This is a genomic window from Plantactinospora sp. GCM10030261 (genome assembly GCF_042666615.1).
GTDB lineage: Bacteria > Actinomycetota > Actinomycetes > Mycobacteriales > Micromonosporaceae > KBS50.
The window spans coordinates 60,590-82,192 of record NZ_JBHTDD010000022.1; the positions used below are offsets into that span (position 1 = coordinate 60,590).

14 protein-coding genes and 1 riboswitch are annotated in these 21,603 nt (G+C 73.4%); of the genes, 6 read left to right on the plus strand and 8 right to left on the minus strand.

The window, feature by feature from the left end; translation table 11 throughout:
- Positions 1-13: 13 nt before the first annotated feature.
- On the minus strand, positions 14-1,888 hold the full coding sequence (locus ACFQUZ_RS23455; RefSeq protein WP_377445887.1) for an MBL fold metallo-hydrolase: 1,875 nt from the start codon (positions 1,886-1,888) through the stop codon (positions 14-16).
- 160 nt (positions 1,889-2,048) lie between these two features.
- On the opposite strand from ACFQUZ_RS23455, the gene ACFQUZ_RS23460 reads away from it, so the two are divergent.
- Positions 2,049-4,100, plus strand: coding sequence for a beta-N-acetylglucosaminidase domain-containing protein (locus ACFQUZ_RS23460; protein ID WP_377445889.1), 2,052 nt, complete (start codon positions 2,049-2,051; stop codon positions 4,098-4,100).
- A gap of 1,853 nt (positions 4,101-5,953) precedes the next feature.
- Here the strand turns inward: ACFQUZ_RS23460 and ACFQUZ_RS23465 are convergent.
- Genes ACFQUZ_RS23465 through ACFQUZ_RS23490 form a run of 6 tightly spaced genes read right to left on the minus strand, consistent with a single transcriptional unit; the run spans position 5,954 to position 14,567 of the window.
- Positions 5,954-7,345 carry a GH1 family beta-glucosidase gene (locus ACFQUZ_RS23465; RefSeq protein ID WP_377445891.1) on the minus strand — a complete coding sequence of 464 codons (1,392 nt, stop codon included), beginning with the start codon at positions 7,343-7,345 and terminating at the stop codon, positions 5,954-5,956.
- Positions 7,342-9,966: a glycoside hydrolase family 2 protein gene (locus tag ACFQUZ_RS23470; protein WP_377445892.1), complete on the minus strand. Its 2,625-nt coding sequence runs from the start codon at positions 9,964-9,966 to the stop codon at positions 7,342-7,344. Before ACFQUZ_RS23470 ends, ACFQUZ_RS23465 begins: the two co-directional genes overlap by 4 nt.
- On the minus strand, positions 9,963-11,465 hold the full coding sequence (gtfA, locus tag ACFQUZ_RS23475) for a sucrose phosphorylase (protein ID WP_377445893.1): 1,503 nt from the start codon (positions 11,463-11,465) through the stop codon (positions 9,963-9,965). Before gtfA ends, ACFQUZ_RS23470 begins: the two co-directional genes overlap by 4 nt.
- Positions 11,462-12,154, minus strand: a complete 693-nt coding sequence (locus ACFQUZ_RS23480) for an aspartate/glutamate racemase family protein (RefSeq protein WP_377445895.1) — start codon at positions 12,152-12,154, stop codon at positions 11,462-11,464. Before ACFQUZ_RS23480 ends, gtfA begins: the two co-directional genes overlap by 4 nt.
- 38 nt (positions 12,155-12,192) lie before the next feature.
- Entirely contained in the window at positions 12,193-13,095 is a 903-nt protein-coding gene (locus ACFQUZ_RS23485) for a hypothetical protein (protein WP_377445896.1), read from the minus strand.
- On the minus strand, positions 13,092-14,567 hold the full coding sequence (locus ACFQUZ_RS23490; protein WP_377445898.1) for an L-fuculokinase: 1,476 nt from the start codon (positions 14,565-14,567) through the stop codon (positions 13,092-13,094). Before ACFQUZ_RS23490 ends, ACFQUZ_RS23485 begins: the two co-directional genes overlap by 4 nt.
- 88 nt (positions 14,568-14,655) lie before the next feature.
- Here ACFQUZ_RS23490 and ACFQUZ_RS23495 point away from each other — a divergent pair, with 88 nt between their 5' ends.
- Together ACFQUZ_RS23495 and ACFQUZ_RS23500 are read left to right on the plus strand one after the other, a co-directional pair.
- Positions 14,656-15,468, plus strand: coding sequence for a DeoR/GlpR family DNA-binding transcription regulator (locus ACFQUZ_RS23495; RefSeq protein WP_377445899.1), 813 nt, complete (start codon positions 14,656-14,658; stop codon positions 15,466-15,468).
- Complete coding sequence (locus tag ACFQUZ_RS23500) at positions 15,465-16,862, plus strand: four-carbon acid sugar kinase family protein (RefSeq protein WP_377445900.1); 1,398 nt, start codon at positions 15,465-15,467, stop codon at positions 16,860-16,862. The genes ACFQUZ_RS23495 and ACFQUZ_RS23500 overlap by 4 nt, the downstream gene beginning before the upstream one ends.
- 260 nt (positions 16,863-17,122) lie before the next feature.
- Here ACFQUZ_RS23500 and ACFQUZ_RS23505 read toward each other — a convergent pair whose 3' ends face one another.
- Positions 17,123-18,553: a YibE/F family protein gene (locus tag ACFQUZ_RS23505; RefSeq protein WP_377445902.1), complete on the minus strand. Its 1,431-nt coding sequence runs from the start codon at positions 18,551-18,553 to the stop codon at positions 17,123-17,125.
- Positions 18,554-18,692: 139 nt separating this feature from the next.
- Positions 18,693-18,804: riboswitch (SAM riboswitch) on the plus strand.
- 239 nt (positions 18,805-19,043) lie between these two features.
- Between ACFQUZ_RS23505 and ACFQUZ_RS23510 the strand changes: the two genes are divergently transcribed.
- Genes ACFQUZ_RS23510 through ACFQUZ_RS23520 form a run of 3 tightly spaced genes read left to right on the plus strand, consistent with a single transcriptional unit; the run spans position 19,044 to position 21,596 of the window.
- Positions 19,044-19,934, plus strand: coding sequence for an ABC transporter substrate-binding protein (locus tag ACFQUZ_RS23510; protein WP_377445903.1), 891 nt, complete (start codon positions 19,044-19,046; stop codon positions 19,932-19,934).
- Positions 19,935-19,968: 34 nt separating this feature from the next.
- Positions 19,969-20,760, plus strand: a complete 792-nt coding sequence (locus ACFQUZ_RS23515; protein ID WP_377445904.1) for an amino acid ABC transporter permease — start codon at positions 19,969-19,971, stop codon at positions 20,758-20,760.
- Positions 20,760-21,596 carry an amino acid ABC transporter ATP-binding protein gene (locus tag ACFQUZ_RS23520; RefSeq protein WP_377445906.1) on the plus strand — a complete coding sequence of 279 codons (837 nt, stop codon included), beginning with the start codon at positions 20,760-20,762 and terminating at the stop codon, positions 21,594-21,596. The genes ACFQUZ_RS23515 and ACFQUZ_RS23520 overlap by 1 nt, the downstream gene beginning before the upstream one ends.
- The last annotated feature ends 7 nt before the right edge of the window (positions 21,597-21,603 follow it).

Consider the following 21,603-nt stretch of genomic DNA (forward strand, 5'->3'; position numbering starts at 1 on the left):
TGTCCAGCCATCGTCACGTCGACCCGCTGTGGGTCACGTCCACCAACGCCTCCGCGTGCTGGCCCAGTCGGAGGTCGCCGATGCTCACATCGACAGCCATTCTGGCCCGGCGCCGCGTCGGCCCGCCCACCGTCACCTCGACCTCGACCTCTTCCCTGCCCAGCGGGGGCAGCGAGATCGATGCGACGTCCGGCACGGCGACCCAGCCTACCGGCAGCACGAGACGTACCACCGCCTTCTCGGTCGAGGGGCGCGGGTTGGTTACGCCGACCCGGAAGCGCACGACCGCTCCAGTCTCCGCCCGCGAGTAGTAAGGCGCAATCCTGGCGAGTACGCCATCGGCGCCGAACTCGTACTCTTCGAGCGGGAGCAGGTCGTGATGGATGCGGACCTGCTCCTCGCCCTCGTGGGTGAGCATGTCGAGGTAGTCGTCCGTCACCCACCGTGGCGACCAGTGACCGGACACCATCAGGCCGGGCGCCACCCGGCGGTACAGGTCCGCGCTCGCCTGGTAGTCCCCGATCCGGAACCGGTTTCGGTACTGGTAGTTGAGCACCTCCCGGCGCCCTCCCGGAACCCCCGTCCCCACCTGCTGGTCGCTGGTGACCAGCACGGTGACCCCGTCCACCACGAACTCGTACGCCGCGGCGTAGCGGGTGTGTCCCGGCAGGTCGTGCACCGTGATCTCGTACTCGTGCCAGGTGAAGCTCTCGCCGAGGGGGAGTTGCCGGTCCACCGGGATCGGGTCGTACCAGGTGCACGGCAGGTCCTGGACCATCGGCGCCTTGAGGATCCCGGCCACGTTGGCGGGGGCCCAGATCTGGGTGCCCTCGACGTCGCGGAGCAGGTTCAGGCCGGCCACATGATCATCGTGGTAGTGCGTGGGCAGCGCCACCTCCACCGCGGTCACGCCGTGGTTGCGCCGCAGCGCCGGGAGCGAGGCGAGCCAGGGACGGCGGGACGCCCGGTCGCCGCCGGCCGGCAGGCCGGTGGTCATGTCGTACCCGTAGTCGAAGAACAGGGCCGCGCCGGTCTCGGACAGCAGCACGTAGCTGCAGGAGTTGCTGCTCCGGTTGAGCAGCAGGTGCTCGGTGAGCGGGGTGAACGGGTTGTCCAGGCGGTCCCGCAGGTCCCACGGGTAGGGCCGGCGGGAGTCGACGTACCGGCTCATCCGGGTGGCTAGCTGGGCGAGGGCGAGCTGCGGCCGGCCCATCGGCTCGCCGTGCGAGGGCAGCAGCAGGTCCAGGTCGCGTTCCATGAGTTGGTAACAGCTCAGCACGGTCATCGCCGGGCCTTCATTGTCGACGTACGACCATTGGGTGGCGGCCAGCGACCAGACCTTGCCGGGGGCGTAGATGAGGTCCCCCGTGAAGGCCAGGCGACGCCCGTCCCGCTCGACGAGATAGCTGACCGATCCGGTGGTGTGGCCCGGGGTGGGTACCACCTCGACGGGCGTCCCGGCGTACGTCCGGGACCGGTACTCGGGGACGACGTCGTGCACCGGTACGGACTCCAGCAGCGAGAACTTGTCCTGTCGCAGGTTGTAGTCGTTGTAGAGGGTGCGGCCCTGCCACATCTCCTCGACGTCGGCGAACAGGTCCCGTTCCACCGGCGGGACATGGATCCGGATGTCCTCGGCGACGGCGCGGGGGAGGCCCTGTCCCTGATCTCGATGGTGATGGGTCATCAGGACGTCGGTGATCCGGTCGACACCCATCTCGTGCAGATGATCGAGGACCAGGCCGGATCCGAAGTCGATGGTGAAGGCGGTGCGTCCGCGAGCCGCGGATTCGTCGGCGTTCGCCGGGGAACACACCACGTAGACGTTGCAGGTGTCGGCTACGCGGAAGATGCCGGGCGCTATCTCGGATACGGGCGACTCCGTCATGCCGGGCATGGTATCGATTCCATCCCATCGTGAGAAGTTCGGTTATTTCCACCAGGACAAGTGTTTCTAGAAAAGGCGAGAGGCCGCTGATAACGTTCCCATGATGTCGGCCTCCCCCTCAGTCACTTCTTCCGCCATTCGCGAAAAGCCAAAGCTGTCGATGCGTGGCACCGTGGAGGGTTTCTACGGTCCACCGTGGCCGCACGCCGAGCGGCTGGCACACCTTGAGTTCTCCGCCCGGATCGGCTTGGACACGTACGTGTACGCGCCGAAGGACGACCCGCACCACCGGGCGCGATGGCGCGAGCCATACCCGCACAGCGAACTCACCCAGCTCGCCGAGTTGGCCGCGACCGCCCACGGACTGGGCATCCGGTTCGTCTACGCGATCAGCCCGGGACTCAGCATGCGGTTCACCGACGACGGGGATCACCGGGCGCTCGTCGACAAGGCCATCCAGGTGTACGACGCCGGCATCCGGTCGTTCGCCGTGTTCTTCGACGACGTACCCATCGAGCTGTCCCGGCCGGAGGAACTGGAGCGGTGGCCCGGGTCGGGTGCGTCGGGGGCCGCGCATGGCGAGACCTGCGCCCGGTTCGTCGCCGACTTCCTCGCCCCGCACGGCATCCGGGAACCGCTGCTGGTCTGCCCGACCGACTACGCCGGGACCGACGACACCGACTACCGCCGGCACTTCGCGCGGACCGCCCCGCCGGACGTCCTTGTCGCCTGGACCGGTCGGGACATCGTGGTCGGCGACGTGAGCCGTGACGACATCGACCGGGCGGCGGCCAGCTATCGACGCCGCCTCGTGTTGTGGGACAACTTCCCGGTGAACGACTTCGAACCGAGCCGGCTCTTCCTCGGCCCGCTGACCGGCCGGCCCGCCGACCTCGCCGGCTCTGCCCTGGCCGGGGTGCTCACCAACCCGATGGTGCAGGCCGTGCCGTCCCGGATCCCGCTGGTGTCCGTGGCCGACTGGTCGGTTGATCCGTCCGGCTACCACCCCACCGAGTCCGCCGAGCGGGCCCTCCCGCTGGTCGCCGGCACCGGGGCGGCCGACCTGGCCCCCCTGGTCCGGGTCTGCGCGTCCTGGCCACCGAGCGCCGACCAGGACGCCGAACTGGTGGACGCGGTGGACGGCACACTCGCCGGGCGGACCGGTGCCGTCGAACTCCTCACCGCCCGTCTCGACGAGCTGGCGGTGCGCAGCCGCGCCGCGGTGGAGCCGGAGCCGCTGGTGACCGCGCTCCGACCATGGTTGGCCGCGGCGGGCGCCATGGCGGAGGCCGGGCTGTCCGCCGTACGCCTGCTGGCGGCAGCGACCGCCGCCGGCACCGGGGCCGCCCCGGCGGGGTCCGCGGGCGAACGGATCACCGAACGGCGGGACGAGACCCGGCGGGCGCTCGCGGCGGCCGAGAGCCACTACGCCAACGTGCTGCGTTCCATCATTCCGCCGTTCGTGCGGGACGTGTTGGACCGGACCCGACCGCCCGGATCCGGGGACGACGACCTGCCGACGGGAACGGCACCGGCGACCGACACGGCAGCGGTGCCGGAATCGGCACGGGCGACCGACACGGCAGCGGTGCCGGACGCGACCACGGCGGGCGACGGCCCCGCAGGCGACCGCCCGGTGGCGTTGCTGGTCACCGGCGCCCGGCGGACCGCCAGCGACGAGGCCCTCACCGAGCTGCTCGGCCGGCGCGGCCACCGGGTGCGGCGCCGCGCCGAGCCGCAACCCGGCGACCTCGCCGATGCCGCCGTCGTGCTCGTCACCCGGGGCGCCACCGATCCGGCGATCGAGACAGTGGCCCGAGCGAACGTACCCCTGCTGGCCTGGCACGGTCTCGTGCCGCTCGGTCTCGCCCGCAGCCACGAGGTCCTGCTGGCCCGGCACCGGGTCCGGATCGTGGCCCCCGACGACCCGCTCGCCGCCGGCCTCGACGGCGTCGTGCCGGTGTACCGCGGCCCGGCGAAGCTCACCACCGCGGTGGTGGGACCGGACGCGCGGGTGGTGGCGCGGGTGGTCGACGAGGACCGGCCGGCACTGTTCCGTTACCCGGCCGGGGCCCGCCTCGCCGACGGAACCGTGGCGCCCGCGTCCCGGATCGGCCTGTTCCTCGGCGCCGACGGGCTCGCGCCCTGGCTGTTGACCAGCGGCGGCCGGGCGCTGCTGGACGCCGCGCTGGACGCCTGCCCGGCCCGGTAGTCCCGCCAGGTGCCGGCCACCAGGGCCAGGTCGTCGTCGGTCAGCTCCTCGCCGGAGCGGTCGATCCGGTCGACGTAGTAGAGCGCCGGTACCCCGAGCCGGTGCTGCGCCTCGACGTACCCCCGCCACTCGACCCGGTCGGCGATCGGCCACTGATCGGTGTCGACCAAATGCTCCGGCAGCGAGGCGGTGACCACCGCGTGCCGGAAGGCGAGCTGGTCCGCGGCCGGGACCACGCCGCCCTGCGGGTCCCGTTCCAGGACGTCGTTGAGCCGCACCATGTCGCACACGTCGGCGAAGCCGGGGTGCGGCGTGTGGGTGACCACCAGGGCGTCGGGCTTGGCCGCCTTGGCAGCCCGGTACAGCGTGTCGAGCATCCGGTGCAGGGCCGCGACACCCCAGGGCGCGTCCGGCGTCGCCCCGGGCCGCCGCAACCCGCGGCCCGCCGGGGCCCGCTGGGTGAAGTCAATCTTGAAGCCGTCCGCGTCCAAACCGTCCGGACCCAGCAGCCAGGACACCATGCGGGCCAGCCGTTCCCGGTACGCCGGACTGCCGGGATCCACGGCGATCGGCACCCCCGCCGGGTCGGTCACGCACTCCGCCGCCGGCAGCCCGGTCGGGTCCCACGCCTTCCACCACAGCAGCACCCGCTGACCGGCAGCGTGCCGCTCGGCGATCCAGCCGCGCAGGTCGGGCCAGCGCTCGGGATCCGGCTCGCCGGTTCCGTACGCCAGTTGCCAGCGGTCGTCGATCACCACCGTGCCCGGCACCACCCCGTGCGCGGCGAGCCGTTCCAGCCAGCCGTCGTACCGGTCCTGCCGGGCCAGGTCGAAGGCGACCGGCAGCCCGTCCGGCACCACCGCCGGGCCGAGATCGTCCAGATAGTACGGGTGGGACATCGGCTGGCCCGGGATCGGCGCGGCGGCACACTGCGCCCCCCAGCCGCAGAAGATCGGCTCGGTCCACCAGTCGGCCGGCGCCGCCACCGGTCCGGCCGGCGCGAACCCCCGCGCCACCAGATCCTCCCGGTACTCCGCCAGCCCCCGCCACGGGTCCGCCGCGGGCCGGAGCACCACCGTGGGGGTGACGAACGAGCCGGTCACCTCGGTGTGCCCGTCGTAGTCGAGTTCGAGCAGGAAGCCGCCGTCCACCGGGTCGTACCGCAGCTCGGTGAAGCGCAGATCCTCGACGGCGGCCACCAGCCCGGCGGTGAGCCAGCCGCCGTCCGGGACGTGCGTGGCGTGCCGGGCGGGTTCCCGACCGAACGCGAGGCACAGCGGCGGCGGCGAGAAGATGCCGTGCAGCCGGCCGGGCGACGCGTCGCCGACGACGCCGAGAGCGACACCGGCGGCGGCCGGCCGGACCACCTGCACCGGCTCGGTCGGGGTCGGGTTGAACACCGAGGCGTGTTCGATGGAGGAGCGGAAAGTGCCGCACGCGCCGGTCGGCAGGATGGCGCGACCGCCGAGCAGCCGCACCTCGCCGAGCGGGCCGGAGCCCTCGACGTGGACCGACACCTCCACCCGGTCGGAGTGGCAGCGCAGCAGCACCGACTTGGCCGACCAGGCGGTGCTGCGGCAGGCCATGGTCACCTCGACCACGTCGGCGCCGTCGACCGACCCGGCGGTCACCTCCGGTTCGCCGAGGTCGAACGACTCGTCCGGCAGGTCGGCGCGGTCCACCGAGCCGAGCAGGCTGAGCCGCGACCAGATCCGGCCGTCCGGATCGGCGAGCACGGCGACCCGCTGCGGGACGCGTACCTGCAACAGGTATCGGGCCGCGGTGATGGTGTGGACGCCGGGCCCGGAGGTGAACTGCATCGAGAGGCTCCTTGCACTGATCGGTGTCGGAGGTCAGCCGAACGGGGTCACGGGAGGGCCGGCCTCGGGAAGCCGGCCGGTGGCGGCGATCCGCGCGTACGCGTGGCCGGAGTCCTTGACGGTGAGCCGGCCGGACGGGTAGTCGACGTGCACCAGCCCGAACCGGGGCCGGTAGCCGAGCGCCCACTCGAAGTTGTCCAGCAGCGACCAGTGCAGGTAGCCGCGGACGTCGGCCCCCGCCTCGATCGCCTCGGCGACCGCGCGCAGGTGGTCGATCAGGAAGGCGGTCCGCCGCCCGTCGTGCACCAGCCCGTCGTGGGTCGGCGTGTCGCCGTACACGCCGCCGTTCTCGGTGATCATCATGGGCACGCCGGGGTAGTCCCGGTGCAGCCGGATCAGCAGGTCGCGCAGGCTGTCCGGGGCCACCTCCCAGCCCTCGTCGGTGCGCCGCACGTCGCCGGACGGCCCCACCACCCGCCACGGGAACGGCCGGTCCGGGCCGGTGGGCGCCGCCGCCATCACCCGCCGGGTGTAGTAGTTGACGCCGAGGAAGTCGCTGCGGCCGCCGATCCGCTCGACGTCACCGGGCCGGATGATGTCCTCCAGACCACCGCCGAGCGCCCGCTCGTAGTGCCCCCACATGTCGGCCGGATAGCCCGCACCGAGCAGCGGATCCAGGTACCACCGGTTCACGTACCCGTCCGATCCCCAGGCGGCTGCCCGGTCCGCCGGCTCGCCGCTGGCCGGGTCGCACGGGAACAGGCTCAGTGCGCAACCCACCCGCGCCCCGGACGCCCGCTCCCGGATGGCGTCGGCGCCGGCGCCGTGGCCGAGCAGGACGTGGTGCCCGGCCGCAACGGACCCGCGCAGGTCCCGGATGCCGGGGGCGTGCAGGCCGAGCTGGTAGCCCAGCAACGCGATGATCCACGGCTCGTTCTGGGTGATCCACCAGCCGACCCGGTCACCGAGCCGGTCGGCGACCGCCGCCGCGAACTCGGTGAAGGCGTCCACACTGGACCGATCGACCCAGCCGCCGTCGGTCATCAGCGCGTCCGGCATGTCCCAGTGGTTGAGCGTGAGAACCGGGGTCACCCCCCGGTCGAGCAGCGCGTCGACGAATCGTTCGTAGTGGTCGAGGCCGCGCGCCTCGATCCGGCCACGCCCGTCCGGCACGATCCGCGCCCAGGAGACGGAGAACCGGTACGCGGACAGTCCCAGCCCGGCGATCAGGTCCACGTCCCGGCGCCACCGCCGGTACGAGTCGCAGGCCCGCGAGCCGTCGCCGCCGCCTTCCACGGCCCCCGGCCGGGCGGCGAAGGTCTCCCACACCGAGCGGCCCCGCCCGTCGGCGCCCAGGCTCCCCTCGATCTGGTACGCGGACGTCGCCGCGCCCCACAGGAACCCGGCCGGGAAGGTGGTCGTCATTGGTCCTCCAGATCGAGGGTGCCGGGCAGGTCGAGGGTGACGGGCTCGGTGTTCCAGGCTTCGACCCGCACGGCGGCCGGCGACGGGGCTCCGGCGGCCGTCCCGAGCACCGGCTCGGGGTGCCCGCCCGGCGGCCGGTGGTGCACCGCGAAGGTGCGGGTCTCGCCGGGCAGCAGCGGCCGAGGATCGCCGTCGGCGACCAGCCAGCCCGGCGCGTCGACCGGCCGGTCGTCGACGACGCGCAGGCCGACCACGGTCGGCCCGGCCCGGTGGGTGACCTCGACGCCGCCGCCGCCCGCGCGCACGTCGAGGGTCGCGGCGGGCAGGTCGAGCAGCGGCGCGAAATCCGCACCGGTGCAGGCCAGCACCGCCTCCCGGTCGATCGGTTGACCGTCCGCCGACTCCCAACGCAGGTCCCACACCACCACCGCCTCGCCCGGCACGTCGGCGGCGGTCACCTCGATCGTGCCGACCGGCCGGGGGTGACGGACCGGATCGTCTATCCGCCACCGCCGCTCGCCGAGGACCGTGCCGTCTGCCGTGAGCAGCCGCGCGGAGACCCGGCTTCCCGACCCGACACCCCGGTCCGCCCAGACCCACGGCTGCGCTGTCAGCCGCTCCGCGCCAGCCCAGACCGAGGTCGGCACCCGCGCGGTGACGCGGCGCGGCGCGAACGCCCGGGCCACCGCGTGGAAGGCCGGCTTCGGCTCGCCCCGATGGTCCACGCAACTCGTGCAGAAGGCGTTCGGGTACGACTCGTTGAGCTGCCACGGCAGCACCATCGAGCAGGCCGGGAACCGTCGCCGGTCGGCCTCGACGGCGTACGCCAGTCCGGTCGCCTGGAGCAGTTGGCTGGCCCGCAGGACCGCGTCCAGATCGGTGAGCCGGTGCCCGAAGCTCTCCTGCACCAGCGGCGTGTTGATCCACCAGTCGCCGAGGTGGCGGTACGCGGGGTTGGTCCGGTCGGCGGGCCACCGGTCCGCCTCGGGCAGCAGGTGGTCCAGCACCCGCCGGTTCGTCATGCCCTCCACCCCGAACTCGGTGTGCGCGAGGGACGTGCCGGCGTTGGCGAGCGTGTACTGCTCGCGCGGCCCCTGGTGCTCCCACGGCCCGTGCACGTCGTGCTGATCCCCGGGCGCGGCGGCGATCACGTCGAGCCGATTGTGGAACACCGGGCCGGACGGCGAGGTGGGCAGCCAGGCCCGGTCGGGATCCAGCCGGCGTACGGTGTCCCGCAGCGCCGTCAGCACCGGTGACCGCTCCTCGGTCAAGGGCACCCCGTCGGCGTCCAGTTCGTTCCCGCCGCCCCAGACCAGCAGCGAGGGGTGGTGCGCCCGGGCCGGCACGACGGCCGCCGCCTCCTCGGCCATCAGCGCGACGAACTCCGCGTCGGTGGCCGGCGCGCTCTGCATACCCGAGCTGGACTGCGAGAACTCCTGCCAGACCAGCAGCCCGGCCCGGTCGCACGCGGCGTAGAACTCCTCGGTCTCGACCAGCCCACCGCCCCAGATTCGCAGGATCCGGGCGCCGGAGCGCGCCGCCAGGTCGACGAGGTGCCGCACCCGCTCGGGGTCGACCGAGCCGTACTGCGCGTCGGCCGGCACCCAGTTCCACCCGACCAGCGGCACCACGGTGTCGTTGACCAGCGCGGTGTATCCGAGCGCCGGCGCCGGAGCGCCGGCGTTGGCCACCAGGGTGGCGCGCCGGAAGCCGACCAGTCCCTGCCACGCCGGTTCCGCCGCCCCCGCCAGGCACAACCGGGCGGTGTACGTCGTCGGAGCGCCGAACCCCCGCGGCCACCACAGCTCGGGTTCGGGGATCGTCAGGTCCACCCGGAAGTCCTCGGTGACCTCGACCCGGTCGGCGGCCACCACCCGGCCGGCCGTGTCGAGAAGGGTGACGTCGGCCGGCACGGGACGGTCACCGCTCGTTTCCACCGACCCGGTGAACGTGACCACGCCGTTGTCGGAGGCGTCGAGCCGGGCGGTGACCGAAACAGTGGCCAACTGCGCCGCGCCGACCACCAGCCGGACGTCGCGCCAGATGCCCTGGTGCGGCAGGCGCGGGCAGAAGTCCCAGCCCTCGGTCATCCGGGGCCGGTGGGTGCGGACCAGTTCGGTCCGGCCCACCTGCGGCTGCGACGGCGGCACCGGGTCGACCACGACCGCCAGCCGGTGCGGCCCGGGCGCGGCGGCGTCGGCCGGCAGCGAGAACCGGGCGCTGCGGTAGAGACCGGGAACCCGGCCAAGCGGCCGGCCGTCCCAGAACACCGTCCCGGACGGGTCGATGCCGTCGAACTCCAGGACCGCCCACTCGTCGTCGGCCAGCGCCGGCAGGTCCACGGCCCGGCGGTAGACCCAGGAGCGGTCGCCGGTCCACTCGGCGGCCCGGCTGTTCCGCCCCCGGTACGGGTCCGGCAGCTCACCGGCCCGCCACAGGTCGGTGACCACCGAACCCGGTACGGTGGCCGGCCACCAGCCGGGCGCGGACCGGCCCCGGTCGGCGGCGGTCGCCACGTTGTTGTGCCACTCGTCCAGCGGTGCGTCGACGTACCAGCGCCAGGTCTCGCCCAACGCCTCGCGCACCGTCCACCATGGACCCGTCAGGTCGCGTACGGTCATCGGTCCCACATCCGAGCGGCGCCGGCCACCTCGGGCACCGAGTCCGTCGCGGTGCCGGTGCCCCGCCCGTCGTCGGTGACCAGCCGTAAGGCGGGCGCCCCGGGCGTCAGGTCGGCGGTGAGCACGGCCCGCGCGGTGCCGTGGGTCCAGGCCAGTTCGATTCCGTGCGGACCCCGCCCGGCGAAGGTGAACTCGCCGTCGAACGCGGGATGGTGCGAGCGGAGCCCGACCAGCGCGAGCTGTGCCTGGGTGAGGCTGCTGCCGAGCGCGGCCCGGACCTCGTCGGGGCCGTAGTGGTGCCGGTTGACGTCACGCCCCTGGCCGGTGCGCTCGAACAGCGCCATGTCGTTGGTGCCGCCCAGCAGCCCGACGTAGTAGACCTGCGGCAGCCCGGGCAGGAAGAGCTGCACGGCCCGGGCCAGCAGGTACGCTGTGGCGTCGCCGCCCAGCACGCTGAGGAATGTCGAGTTGACCTGGTGCGGCAGCGCGGCCCAGGCCACCCGGTGGGACGCGCGAGCCGACTCGCCACCGGTGAGCTGGCCTGCCCGGTCGAAGACGGCCGCCATCTGGGCGTGGTCCAGCAGGCCGGGCCGGTCGCCGGCCGGACCCGCGTCCACCACCCCGATCCCGTCGTGCGTGTCGAGCACCGTGATCGCGTTGGTCGGCCGGATCCGCAGCCAGCGCAGCAGGGTATTGACGTCGCCGGTGCCCAGCGCGTGCAGCAGCAGCGGGGGCAGCGCGAAGTCGTAGACGTAGTCCACCAGTGGCGCGATGAGTTGCTGCAGGCTGTAGTGGGAATGCACCTCGACCAGCACCCGCAGGCCGTATTCGCGCGCCATCGCGGTGATCCGCTCGACGAACGCGAGCGTGTGCTCGGTCATGAAACTGTCGGTGCCGGGCGTCTTCACCGCGTACCCGACCGCGTCGAGCCGGACGATGCCGATCCCGTTGGCCGCCAGGACGCCGAGGATCCGCCGCAGGTACGCCTCGGCCGCCGGATGGCGCACGTCGAGGTCGACCTGGCTGGGCATGAACGTGGTCCAGACCAGCCGCCGCGAGCCGTCCGCGAGCTGGTACGGGGTGAACGGCAGGCCGACCCGGGGCCGGTAGATGGCCACGATGTCGCGTTCCCGGGCACCGGCCGGGAACACCGTGTCGTAGGTGAGGAACATGCCGTCCCAGCGGGACGCGGGCCCGTGCGCGATCCAGTCGGTGAACTCGGCCGAACTCGCGGAGACGTGGTTCACGATGAGGTCGGCGGTGACCGTGCCGCCGGCGGCGAGGGCCCGGACGTCGGCCCAGTCGCCGAGGCGCGGATCGACGGCGCCGTGGTCGACCGGGTCGAAGCCGGCGTCGGCCCCGTCGTACGGGACGAAGAACGGCAGCAGGTGTACGCCGGAGAAGGCGGCGAGCGGCCCGTCGACCAGCAGCCGACGTACGCCGGACAGGTCGCCGGCCAGCCGGTCGGCGTACGTCAGCAGGTGCACCCCGGGATTCACGGTGCCGCCTGACCGTGCCCGACGGCGTGCAGCAGCGCCGCCACGCCACCGGCCGGGGAGCTGAGCACCGGCACCGGGACCTCGGCCAGTTTCGCGGCGCGGGCCATCGACGCCTGGGCCAGCACCACCACGTCCGCCTCGGCCGCGGCGCGGCTGACGGCGGCGGCGACCAGGCTGTCCACCCGGTCGCGGTCGCCCGCGTCGTGCGCCTCGGCGGCGCTGGTCACCACGTCGGCGGTCACCGCGACGGGCCGCGACGCGGCCCCGGTCGCGCGTTCGACCAGCCGCCCGGTGGGTCCGAGGGTGGACGACAGGGTGGCCAGCACCGCGATCCGGCCTCGGGCTTCCGGTCCGCTGGCGATCGCGGTCGCCTCGTCGGCCATCGCCGCGTCCACCCGGATCACCGGTACGCGTACCGCCGCGCCGGCCGCCTCGGCCGCCTCGCCGATCGAGGAGCAGGTGACCAGCACCGCGGCCGCGCCGAGCGTTTCGAGATGCCGGATGTGGTCCAGCACGGTCGCCCGGACGGCGTCGGTGACCCCGGTCCGGCGGGCGGTGTCGAGCAGCCAGGCGTCGGCGAGGTGGATCCGCCGCAGCTCCGGCGCGGTGGCGCGGATCAGGTCGTCGAACGTCGTGGCCAGCGCGGGAACGGTGTGCAGCAGGCCGACCGCCACGGAGGCCTCCGTCATCGGGCTGGCTTCCGCCCCAGGGGCCTCCGTCATCGGGCTCACGCCTTCCGCCACGGGGTCGCCTCGCGGTCGACCACCTCGACCAGCTTCTCCAGCCGGGGCACCGAGATATCCGCCAGCGCCCGGTCGGTATCCGGCCGGCCCACCACATCGCTCCACAGCGCCCGGCCGGCGAGGAACCCGCTGGCCCCGCCCTGGCACGCCGCCCGCACCGCGGTCAGGAAATCGTCCCGGTCGACGCCCTGGGAGAGCACTACCCACGGCCCGTCGATGGCCGATCCGAGCGCCTCGGCGGCGCGCCGGAGCTCGGTGAGCGTCCCCTTGCCGCGCCGCGGCACCTGCGCCTTGTAGAGGCTGGGGCGGAGCGGGGAGAGTTCCCGGGCCGCCTCGACGATGGCCCGGTCCTCGTCCCACCGGCCGGCGGACAGCTCGTCGGGGGTGGGTCGCACGACCGGTTCCAGCACCGACAGCACGCCCCGCTCGGCGGCCAGCGCGACGAACCGGCGGGCCAGTTCGACGCGTTCCTCCCGGTGCGCGTCGCGGCGCCAGAGCAGCAGCAGCTTGATCGCCTGTACGCCGGTGAGGTCGTACTCCGGGTCCGCCACCACGTCGTCGATCCAGGTGTCCTCGACGGGTTGACCTGGCTCCTGAGCCAGGGCGTCGGCCGCGAGGATCAGTCCGCAGCCGGCGGGCAGCATGCCGGCGCGTACCCGGTCGAAGCCGAACTCCCGGTCGATGAGGAACCCGGACGCCAGCGGACCGAGCGCGCGGGCGACGGCGATCTTGAAGTCGACCAGCCGCGCGTCGTCGGCCGGGCCGGCGCCCACGTCGGCGAACATCGTCCGCAGGCTCTCCCGCTGGTCCATCGCCACCATGGCGAACCCGCCGGATGGTCGCGCGATGGCGTCCAGCGTGGGAGCCGAGCTTCCGGATGCCGTCACGTTGCCTTCTCTCGTTGTTGATCCGGGTCCGTGGCGGACGCCACGAACCGGGCGAACGACTCGTCGTAGTCGGTGCCGCCGGTGCCGGTCGGCGAGGTCGGATGCCCGTCGAGCGTGGGCACCACCGGCCCCACAAGTCCGGCCCGGGCCGCGGCGATCACCGCCGCGCCGGCCGCCACCGGTTCGGCCTCCGGCACCACCCGCAGCTCGTCGGGCAGGACCTGGGCCTTGATCCGCACCCAGGCCGGGTTGGCCGCGACGGCACCGCCGAGCAGCGTTACCCGGGCCGGATGCGACCGGCCGGCGAGCCGGGACTGCTCGGCGAGCATCCACCGCGATTGCAGGCACAGCCCTTCGAGCATGGCCTTGGCCAGCTCGGCAGTGGTGTGCGTCGGGCGTCGCCCGAGCACCCGCAGCCGGGCCGCCGGGTCGGGCTCGGGAGCCTGCCGTCCGGACAGGTACGGCAGCACGATCACCCCGGTCGGCTGGTCACCGGCGGCCAGCACCCGGTCGAACAGCTCGTCCGGGGCGATGCCGCCGGACTCGTGAGCCAGCCACCAGCCGACGGTGGCGCCGGCACTCGACGACCCGGCGAGGATGGCCCGGTGCCGCCCGCTGACCGTCACCACGGTGCTCATGCCGGCCCGGCCCACCTCCACCGGGTCGGGCGGTTCGGCGACCACGGACATGATCGCCTCTGCCGTGCCGAGCGAGTCGGCGACGTCGCCGGGCTCGCGCACCCCGCAGCCGTACGCGCCGACGGCATGGTCGTGACCGGCCACCACCACCGGCGTGCCGACCGGCAGCCCGATGGCGACGAAGTCGGGGTCCTCGACGTGACCGGCGACCTCGTCCGGCCCGGCGACCGCGGGCAGCCGCCTCGGGTGCAGTCCCACCTCGGCCAGCAGATGCTTGTCGAAGCCGGCCGGCGGTGCGTCGCCGGGTCGCGGCAGCCGGTAGGCCATGGTGCGGCCGGCCAGCGTGTGGTCGGTGACCAGGCGTCCGGTGAGCAGCCGGCAGCAGAGGTCGGCCACCCCGGCCCAGGCCGCCATCGCGGCCCACCGGTCCGGCTGCCGCGCACGGAGCCAGGACCAGGTGGCGAGCGGCACCTTGGCGGCGGGTCGGACGCCGGTGGCGGCGACCAGTTCGGCCCAGCCGAGCCGCCGGGCCAGGTCGTCCGCCTCGGCGCCGGCGCGGTGCCCGTCCCACCGCAACCATGATCCGAGGGGTACGCCGGACCGGTCGAGCGGCACACCCGTCTCGGCCATCGAGGCGATCCCGATCGCCTCGATGGCGGGGGATCCGGTCAGCACCTGCCGGAGCAGCGCGAGCAGGACCGGCTTGAGCGTCGCGGGCTCCGGCGTGGGGGCGGTGGCGACGGCGCGCACCCGAAGCTGTGTCGCGTCCACCATGACGAGGGCGACCTTGGTATTGGTCGTCCCCACGTCGATGCCCACGGCGAGGCAGCTCACCGACCCATTGTGTTCACTTTCGAACGAACGGGTCAAGGTCAGTTGTTCGTATATTGACAAACATCCGAGGGCGTCCTTGGATGGACGGGTGCGTTACACGCAGGCCCCGGACCGACGCCGTGAACTGCTGCGCCGGGTGTCCGAGGCGGGCTACGTCGCCTCCGGCGACGCGGCGACCGCGCTCGGCGTTTCCGAGATGACCATCCGTCGCGACCTGCGGCAACTCGCCGCGGAAGGACTCGTGAACCGGGTCGCGGGCGGCGCCAGCCTGCCCACCGCCGCCTCCGGCGCACCGTTCGAGGAGCGCCGGGACGCCGCGCCCACCGAGAAGGAGGCGGTCGCGCGGGCGGCGGTCCCGCTCGTCTCGTCGGACGCCGTGGTGGCGCTGGACGCGGGCACCACCGTCGCCGCTATGGCCGCTCAGTTGCCCGGCGGCCGGACCGTGGTCACCCACTCCGTCCCGGTCATCCAGGTCTGCGCCGCCCGCACCGACATCGACCTGATCGCTCTGGGCGGTGCCTACCACGCGGCGACCCGGTCCTTCACCGGCCCGATCACCCGGGCCAGCCTCGAAGACCTCGCGGTGGACGTCGCGGTGCTCTCCGCGACGGCGGCCGGGCCCACCGGCGTCTACTCCGCGAACGCCTCCGACGCCGATACCAAACGTGCCATGGCCCGCAGTGCCGCGCGGGTGATCCTGCTGCTGGATCACGGCAAGCTGACCGCGCGGGCGCCCATGCGCTTCCTCGACCTGGCGTCCGTCGACGCGGTGGTGATCGACGCGGGTGCGAGCGCCGCGCAGGTGGAGCGGCTGCGGGCCGTCTGTCGCGAGGTGGTGGTCGCGCCGCTGGTGCCGGACCAGCGGAGCGCTGGCGAACCGGCCCGGACGGCGGCCCGATGACCCGCCCCTGGCTGGGGGTCGTCGCGGACGACCTCACCGGCGCCGGCGACCTCGCGGACGCGGTGTGCGAGGCGGGCGGGTCGGCGATCGTTGTCGTCGGTACGCCCGGCGCGCCGCCGCCGGACTGCGACGCCGCGGTGGTCGCGCTGAAGTCCCGCACCGCGCCGCGGGACCGCGCCGTCGCCGAGTCGCTCGCCGCCGGGCGCTGGCTGGTGGACGCCGGCTGCACCACGCTCTACCAGAAGTACTGCTCGACGTTCGACTCGACCGACGACGGCAACATCGGCCCGGTGGCGGACGCGCTGGCGGACCTCGTCGCCGGAGACGGCACGGCGCCGGTCAGCGTGGGAACGCCGGCGACGCCCCGGGTGGGGCGCACCGTCTATCAGGGACACCTGTTCGTCGGCCGGCAGCTGCTGTCCGAGTCGCCGCTGCGCGACCACCCGCTCACCCCGATGCGGGACCCCGATCTCGTCCGGGTGCTCGGCCGGCAGACCGCGGCGCGGGTGGCGCTCGTCGACCGGGCGACGGTCGCCGCCGGCCCGGACCGCGTCGCCACCGCCATCGAAGCCGCCCGCCGGGACGGTGCCCGACACGTGCTCGCGGACGCAGTCGGCGACGACGACCTGGACACGATCGCCGCCGCCCTGCTGCGGGGGCCGACCCGACCGCTGGTGGGCGGCGCCGCCGGGCTGGCCGCCGCGCTGGCCCGGGCCCGGTCCGGCGCCACCGCCCCGGCGTCGACCCCGGGTCCGGCGTCGGGCGGGAGCGGAGCGGTGGCTTCCAGTTCGGCACCGGCCGGAAGCGAGGCGCGGGCTTCCAGTTCGGCGCCGGCTGGGAATGACCTGCCGGCGGCCCGGGTGGTTCCGGTGGTGCCGGCCGGGCGGCGCCTGATCCTGTCCGGGAGCTGCTCGGCGCGTACCCGGGAGCAGGTCGACACGTTTCCCGGCCCGCGGATCCCGCTGTCCCCGGTCGACCTCGACGTCGACTTCGCGGGCGCCGTGGCCGGTGTCCTCGCGGCGCTGGACGCGGCGTACCGGTCGGTGGAGGAGCCCGTGCTGGTCTCGTCGTCGGCCGATCCCGCGCAGGTGGCCGAGTTCGAGGTCCGGCTCGGAGCCGGACGCTCGGCCGAGCTGCTGGAGGCGGCGACCGCGGAGATCGCCGTCCGCGCGGTGGCCGACCTGGCGGTCCGGCGGTTGCTGGTGGCCGGCGGGGAGACTTCGGGCGCCGTGGTGCACGGCCTGGGCCTGGGGGCGCTGCGGGTGGGACCGGCGGTCGGTCCCGGGCTGCCGTGGATGGTCCCGGATCCCGGTCCACGGCTGGCGCTGCTGCTCAAGTCGGGCAACTTCGGCGACCCGGACCTGTTCACCACGGCCTGGCACCGCTGTCCCTGACAAGCCCCGCTGCTCGCCCCTGCCGGTGCCCCTGGACGTGCCCGCCGCCCTACGTGGTGCCCCCGGGACTGGGCGTCGGGCTCCCTTTGCGCTGCTGCAACCCACGCAACACCGATCGTCCGATAATCGGACAACAGGTGTTGCGTCCGCTACAGCAGCGCAAAGTCTTTCGGGGCCCCCTACACGGCGCCGCGGGTGACGGGGACCGGCCGAACCATTGCCGGCAATGCCTCGTGTCGGATGCCGTGGGACGGGTCGACTCAGCGCGGGCCGTCGGGGTGCCGGTCGACGAACGCCGCCCACGGGTCCTCCGGCGGGGACGGGTCCTGCCACGGCGTGCCGGCCGGTGTCGGAGGTGGCTGCGGTGTCGCCCCCAGCGCCTCGGTCTGCCGCGGTACCTCGGCCGGGGCGGCGGCCGGACCCGCGACTCCGCCGGTCGCCGGACCGGTGGCGGTGACCGGCGCCGCCTCCACGGCCGCCCCGCCGGGATCCCAGCGGGTGGCGAGCAGCGCGGCCAGCGCGGTGGTGATCGGTACGGCGGACACCAGACCGATCGTCCCCACCATGCTGCGGATGAGTTCCTGGGCGATCAGCTCCGTGGTGAGCAGCTCGCCGACGGGCGTGTTACCGGCCGCGAAGAGCAGCATCAAGGGCAACGACGCCCCGGCGTAGGCAAGCACGATGGTGTTGATGACCGAGGCGATGTGCGCGCGGCCGACGCGGGTCGCGGCGCCGTACAACTGGCGGAAGCCGTACGCGGGGTTGGCCCGGGCCAGTTCGGTGACCGTGGCGGACTGGGTGACCGTCACGTCGTCTAGCACCCCGAGAGACCCGATGACGATGCCGGCCAGCAACAGGCCGCGCATGTTGACATCACCCTGGGTGATGTTCAGGTAGCTGGTGGCCTCGTCCGCTATGCCGGACAGGTGGGTGACGGCGATGGACAGCGCGGACAGCACCGCCGTGATGGACAGGCTGGCCAGCGTGCCGGCCACGGCCACCGTCGTGGTCATGGTGAAACCGTGCGTGAGGTACAGCACGGTCAGCATGATCGCCGCGGCGCCGACCACCGCCACCAGCACCGGGGACCGGCCGTCGAGGATGGCCGGGACGATGAAGAGCAACAGCACCGCGAAGGTGATGCCGAGTCCACCGAGCGCGGTGACCCCGCGCCACCGGCCGAACGCGATGACGGCCAGGGCGAAGGCCGCGCCGAGCAGCCACAGCCCGGTGGACCGCTGGTGATCGACGATCGAGTACGTCGGCTCGCCCCCCGGCTCGTCGGAGATTTGGAGCAGCACCACCTCGTCGCCGGAGGAAACGGTGACTGCCCCGGGGCCGGCCGGAATCTCGGTCGCCACCTGGCTGCCGGCACCGGCACCGTCGGTGATCCGCACCGCGACGGTGCCGCAGACCGGCGCCGGAACCCCCGTTGCGGCCTCGCCCTCCGGAGCTTCCGGCAGCTCGGGGTTTTCCGGGCACGCCTCGGGCGTCACGGCCAGCACCGTGCCCATGGCCCGGACCGTCTCCCCGCCCGTCGGCGTCTGCGGCGGGTCCTGCGGCCAGAGCAGCACCATGCCGATCGCGGTCAGCACCACGGCCGGGATCAGCAGCGCCAGGGTGAGCCGGCGGGCCGTCCCGGACATCGTCTCGCGATCCCGCTCGGTGTGGTGATGGTGCCCAGGGCTCATCGCTGTCCTCGTCCTCACGACCGGTAGCCGACCCGACGAGGGTACGACCAGCCGGAGGTCCGAGCCGACATCCCTCCCGTCAGCGGGGTGAGCGGCCTCATATTCGATCTTCTCGGTTCTGCTGCTAGCGTTTCCCGCAGGTCATGAGCGCCAGCGTCAAGCCCCGGCTCGCTGGCCGGCAACCCTCCTCCGCGGTGGGGTGCCCCGGGTGAAGACCAGGCACCGGCCAATCCCCGGTGCAAGCGTGGCCTGGTTTCCAGGTCATCGACCTGGAGGAACCATGTCTGCTCGCGCTGCGGCGCCACCCCGCCCGGTCCGGACCCTGCTGGTGAAACGCCGGCACGTCGACCTGATGCGGGTGCACAGCGCCGGCTGTCGCCGCCGCCAGGCGTAACAGCAACCGCGAAACCCCTTCCCACCGGTACGCCGATCCGGCGCGCCGTCCATCGACCGTGCCCATGGCCGGTCGTGCTTGATCCTGGAGTTCTCCATGCGCATCCGTTCCATCCTGACCAGGGCCGCCGCCGCTGGCGCGGCCGTCGTTCTCAGCCTCACCACGCTGACCGGGTGCGGTGACAACGCCGCCTCGGCCGACAACCCGTACAAGTTGGTGCAGGCCGGGGTACTGCGCGCCGGCACGCTTACCGACGCACCGCCGAACGTCTTCCTGAAGGACCGCAGGTTCACCGGCTTCGACAACGACCTGCTCACCGCGGTCGCCGCGAAGCTCGACCTGCGGGTGGAGTTCGTCGGCACCGACTTCTCCGCCCTGCTGTCGCAGGTCAACAACCGCAAGTTCGACGTCGGTAGCTCGTCCATCACGATCACCGAGGCGCGCAAGCAGACCGTGGACTTCGGCAACGGCTACGACTTCGGCTACTTCGGCCTGGACGTGCCGGCCGGCTCGTCGATCACCGGCTTTGACCAGCTCGGCGGCAAGCGGGTGGTCGTCGTGCAGGGCACGGTGCAGGACGACTACGCCACGAGGCAGAACCTCGACCCGGTGCGGGTGCCCGACTACAACGGCGCCGTCAACCAGCTCAAGGCCGGCACCGCCGACGCCTGGATCGCCCCGGCCGAGATCGGCGACAAGTCCGCCGCCGACAGCGGCGGCAAGATCAAGGTGGCGGCCAAGGAACTCAGCCCGGCGCCCACCGCGTATGCCGTGGCGAAGGGCAACGACGCGCTGCGCGAGGCGCTGAACAAGGCCCTCGACGAGGTCATCGCCGACGGTACGTGGAGCCGGTTGCAGGAGCAGTACTACCCGGGCCGGCCGATCCCGGCCGACTTCAGGCCGGGCAGCGGCGCGGTCGCCGTCCCCAGCGGGGCCGCGGCGACCCCGACCGGCGCGGTGACCCCGACGACCACGCCGGCTTCCTGACCGGTACGCGACGCAGGGAGGCGGTGACCGACCGATGGACGTCCTGAGCACGTTGTGGTCGACCTTCTTCGACTGGTCGGCCATGAAGCAGGCGTTTCCCGAGATGCTGAAAGTCGGGTTGCGCAACACGCTTGTGCTGTCGGTCTCCGCCGCCCTACTCGGCTCCGTACTCGGGATGCTGCTCGCCTTCGCGGGCCTCGCCCGTACCCGATGGTTGCGCTGGCCGGCGCGGGTCTACACCGACGTGTTCCGCGGTCTGCCGGCGGCGGCGACGATCCTGCTGATCGGGGTCGGGCTGGCCCCGGTCGGCATGGAGATCTGGGGACCTAACCCGTACCCGCTGGGCATCCTGGCGCTGTCGCTTATCGCCGCCGCCTACATCGGGGAGATCTTCCGGGCCGGCATCCAGAGCGTCGAGGCAGCCCAACTGGAGGGGGCCCGGGCGCTCGGCCTGTCCTGGGGCGAGGCGATGCGCATGGTGATCATCCCGCAGGGGATCCGCCGGGTGCTGCCGGCCTGGGTGAACCAGTTGATCTCCTTGATCAAGGACTCCAGCCTGGTGTACTTCCTCGGCCTGCTGGCCAGCCAGCGGGACCTGTTCCGGATCGGTCAGGACCACGCGGCCAACACCGGCAACGAGTCGGCCCTGCTGCTGGCCGGGCTCTTCTATCTCGTGCTCACCGTGCCGCTGACCCACGCGGTGAACTGGATCGACCGCCGGCTGCGCGACGGTCGACCCGCCCCCGCGCCGACCGGGGACGACGACACCGACCTGGCGCTGGCCGGCGAGGCCGCGCCGCCTACTCCTCGACGGGAGGACCGCTGATGACCGGCACCACGAGCGCGAACCCGGGGAACGCCCCCGTGACAAACGTCCCGACCGTGACCACCGCGACGGACCGCTCCGCGACCGGGGACGAGGCCGCCGTGGACGCGGTCCCGGTCAGCCTCAGCGTCCGGGACGTGCACCTCGCCTTCGGCGCCAACCGGGTGCTGCGCGGTGCCGAGCTGGAGGTGGCGCGGGGCGGGACGGCGTGCGTCATCGGGCCGTCCGGATCCGGCAAGTCGACCCTGCTACGCACGATCAACCGGCTCATCGAGCCGGACCGGGGAGACATCCTGCTCGACGGGCGCAGCGTGCGCGCCGACAACCCGGACGCGTTGCGGCAGCGGATCGGCATGGTGTTCCAGCAGTTCAACCTCTTCCCGCACCTGACCGTCCGGCGCAACATCACGCTGGCGCTGCGCCGGATCAAGAAGCTGGCCGCCGACGAGGCCGACGCGGTGGCTCGGGCCCAACTGGACCGGGTCGGGCTGGCCGACAAGGCCGACGCCCGCCCGGCCCAGCTGTCCGGTGGTCAGCAGCAGCGGGTCGCCATCGCCCGGGCGCTCGCCCTGCGACCCCAGGTGATGCTCTTCGACGAAGCCACCTCCGCGCTGGACCCCGAGCTGGTGAAGGGGGTCCTCGCGGTGATGGCCGATCTGTCGGCCGGTGGCATGACCATGGTCGTGGTGACCCACGAGATGGGCTTCGCCCGGCAGGTCGCCGACACCGTCGCCTTCATGGACCGCGGCATGGTGCTGGAGGCTGGGCCGCCGGCAGCGGTCTTCGACGAGCCGCGCCATCCCCGGCTCCGGCAGTTCCTGTCCCAGGTGCTCTGAACCGGTC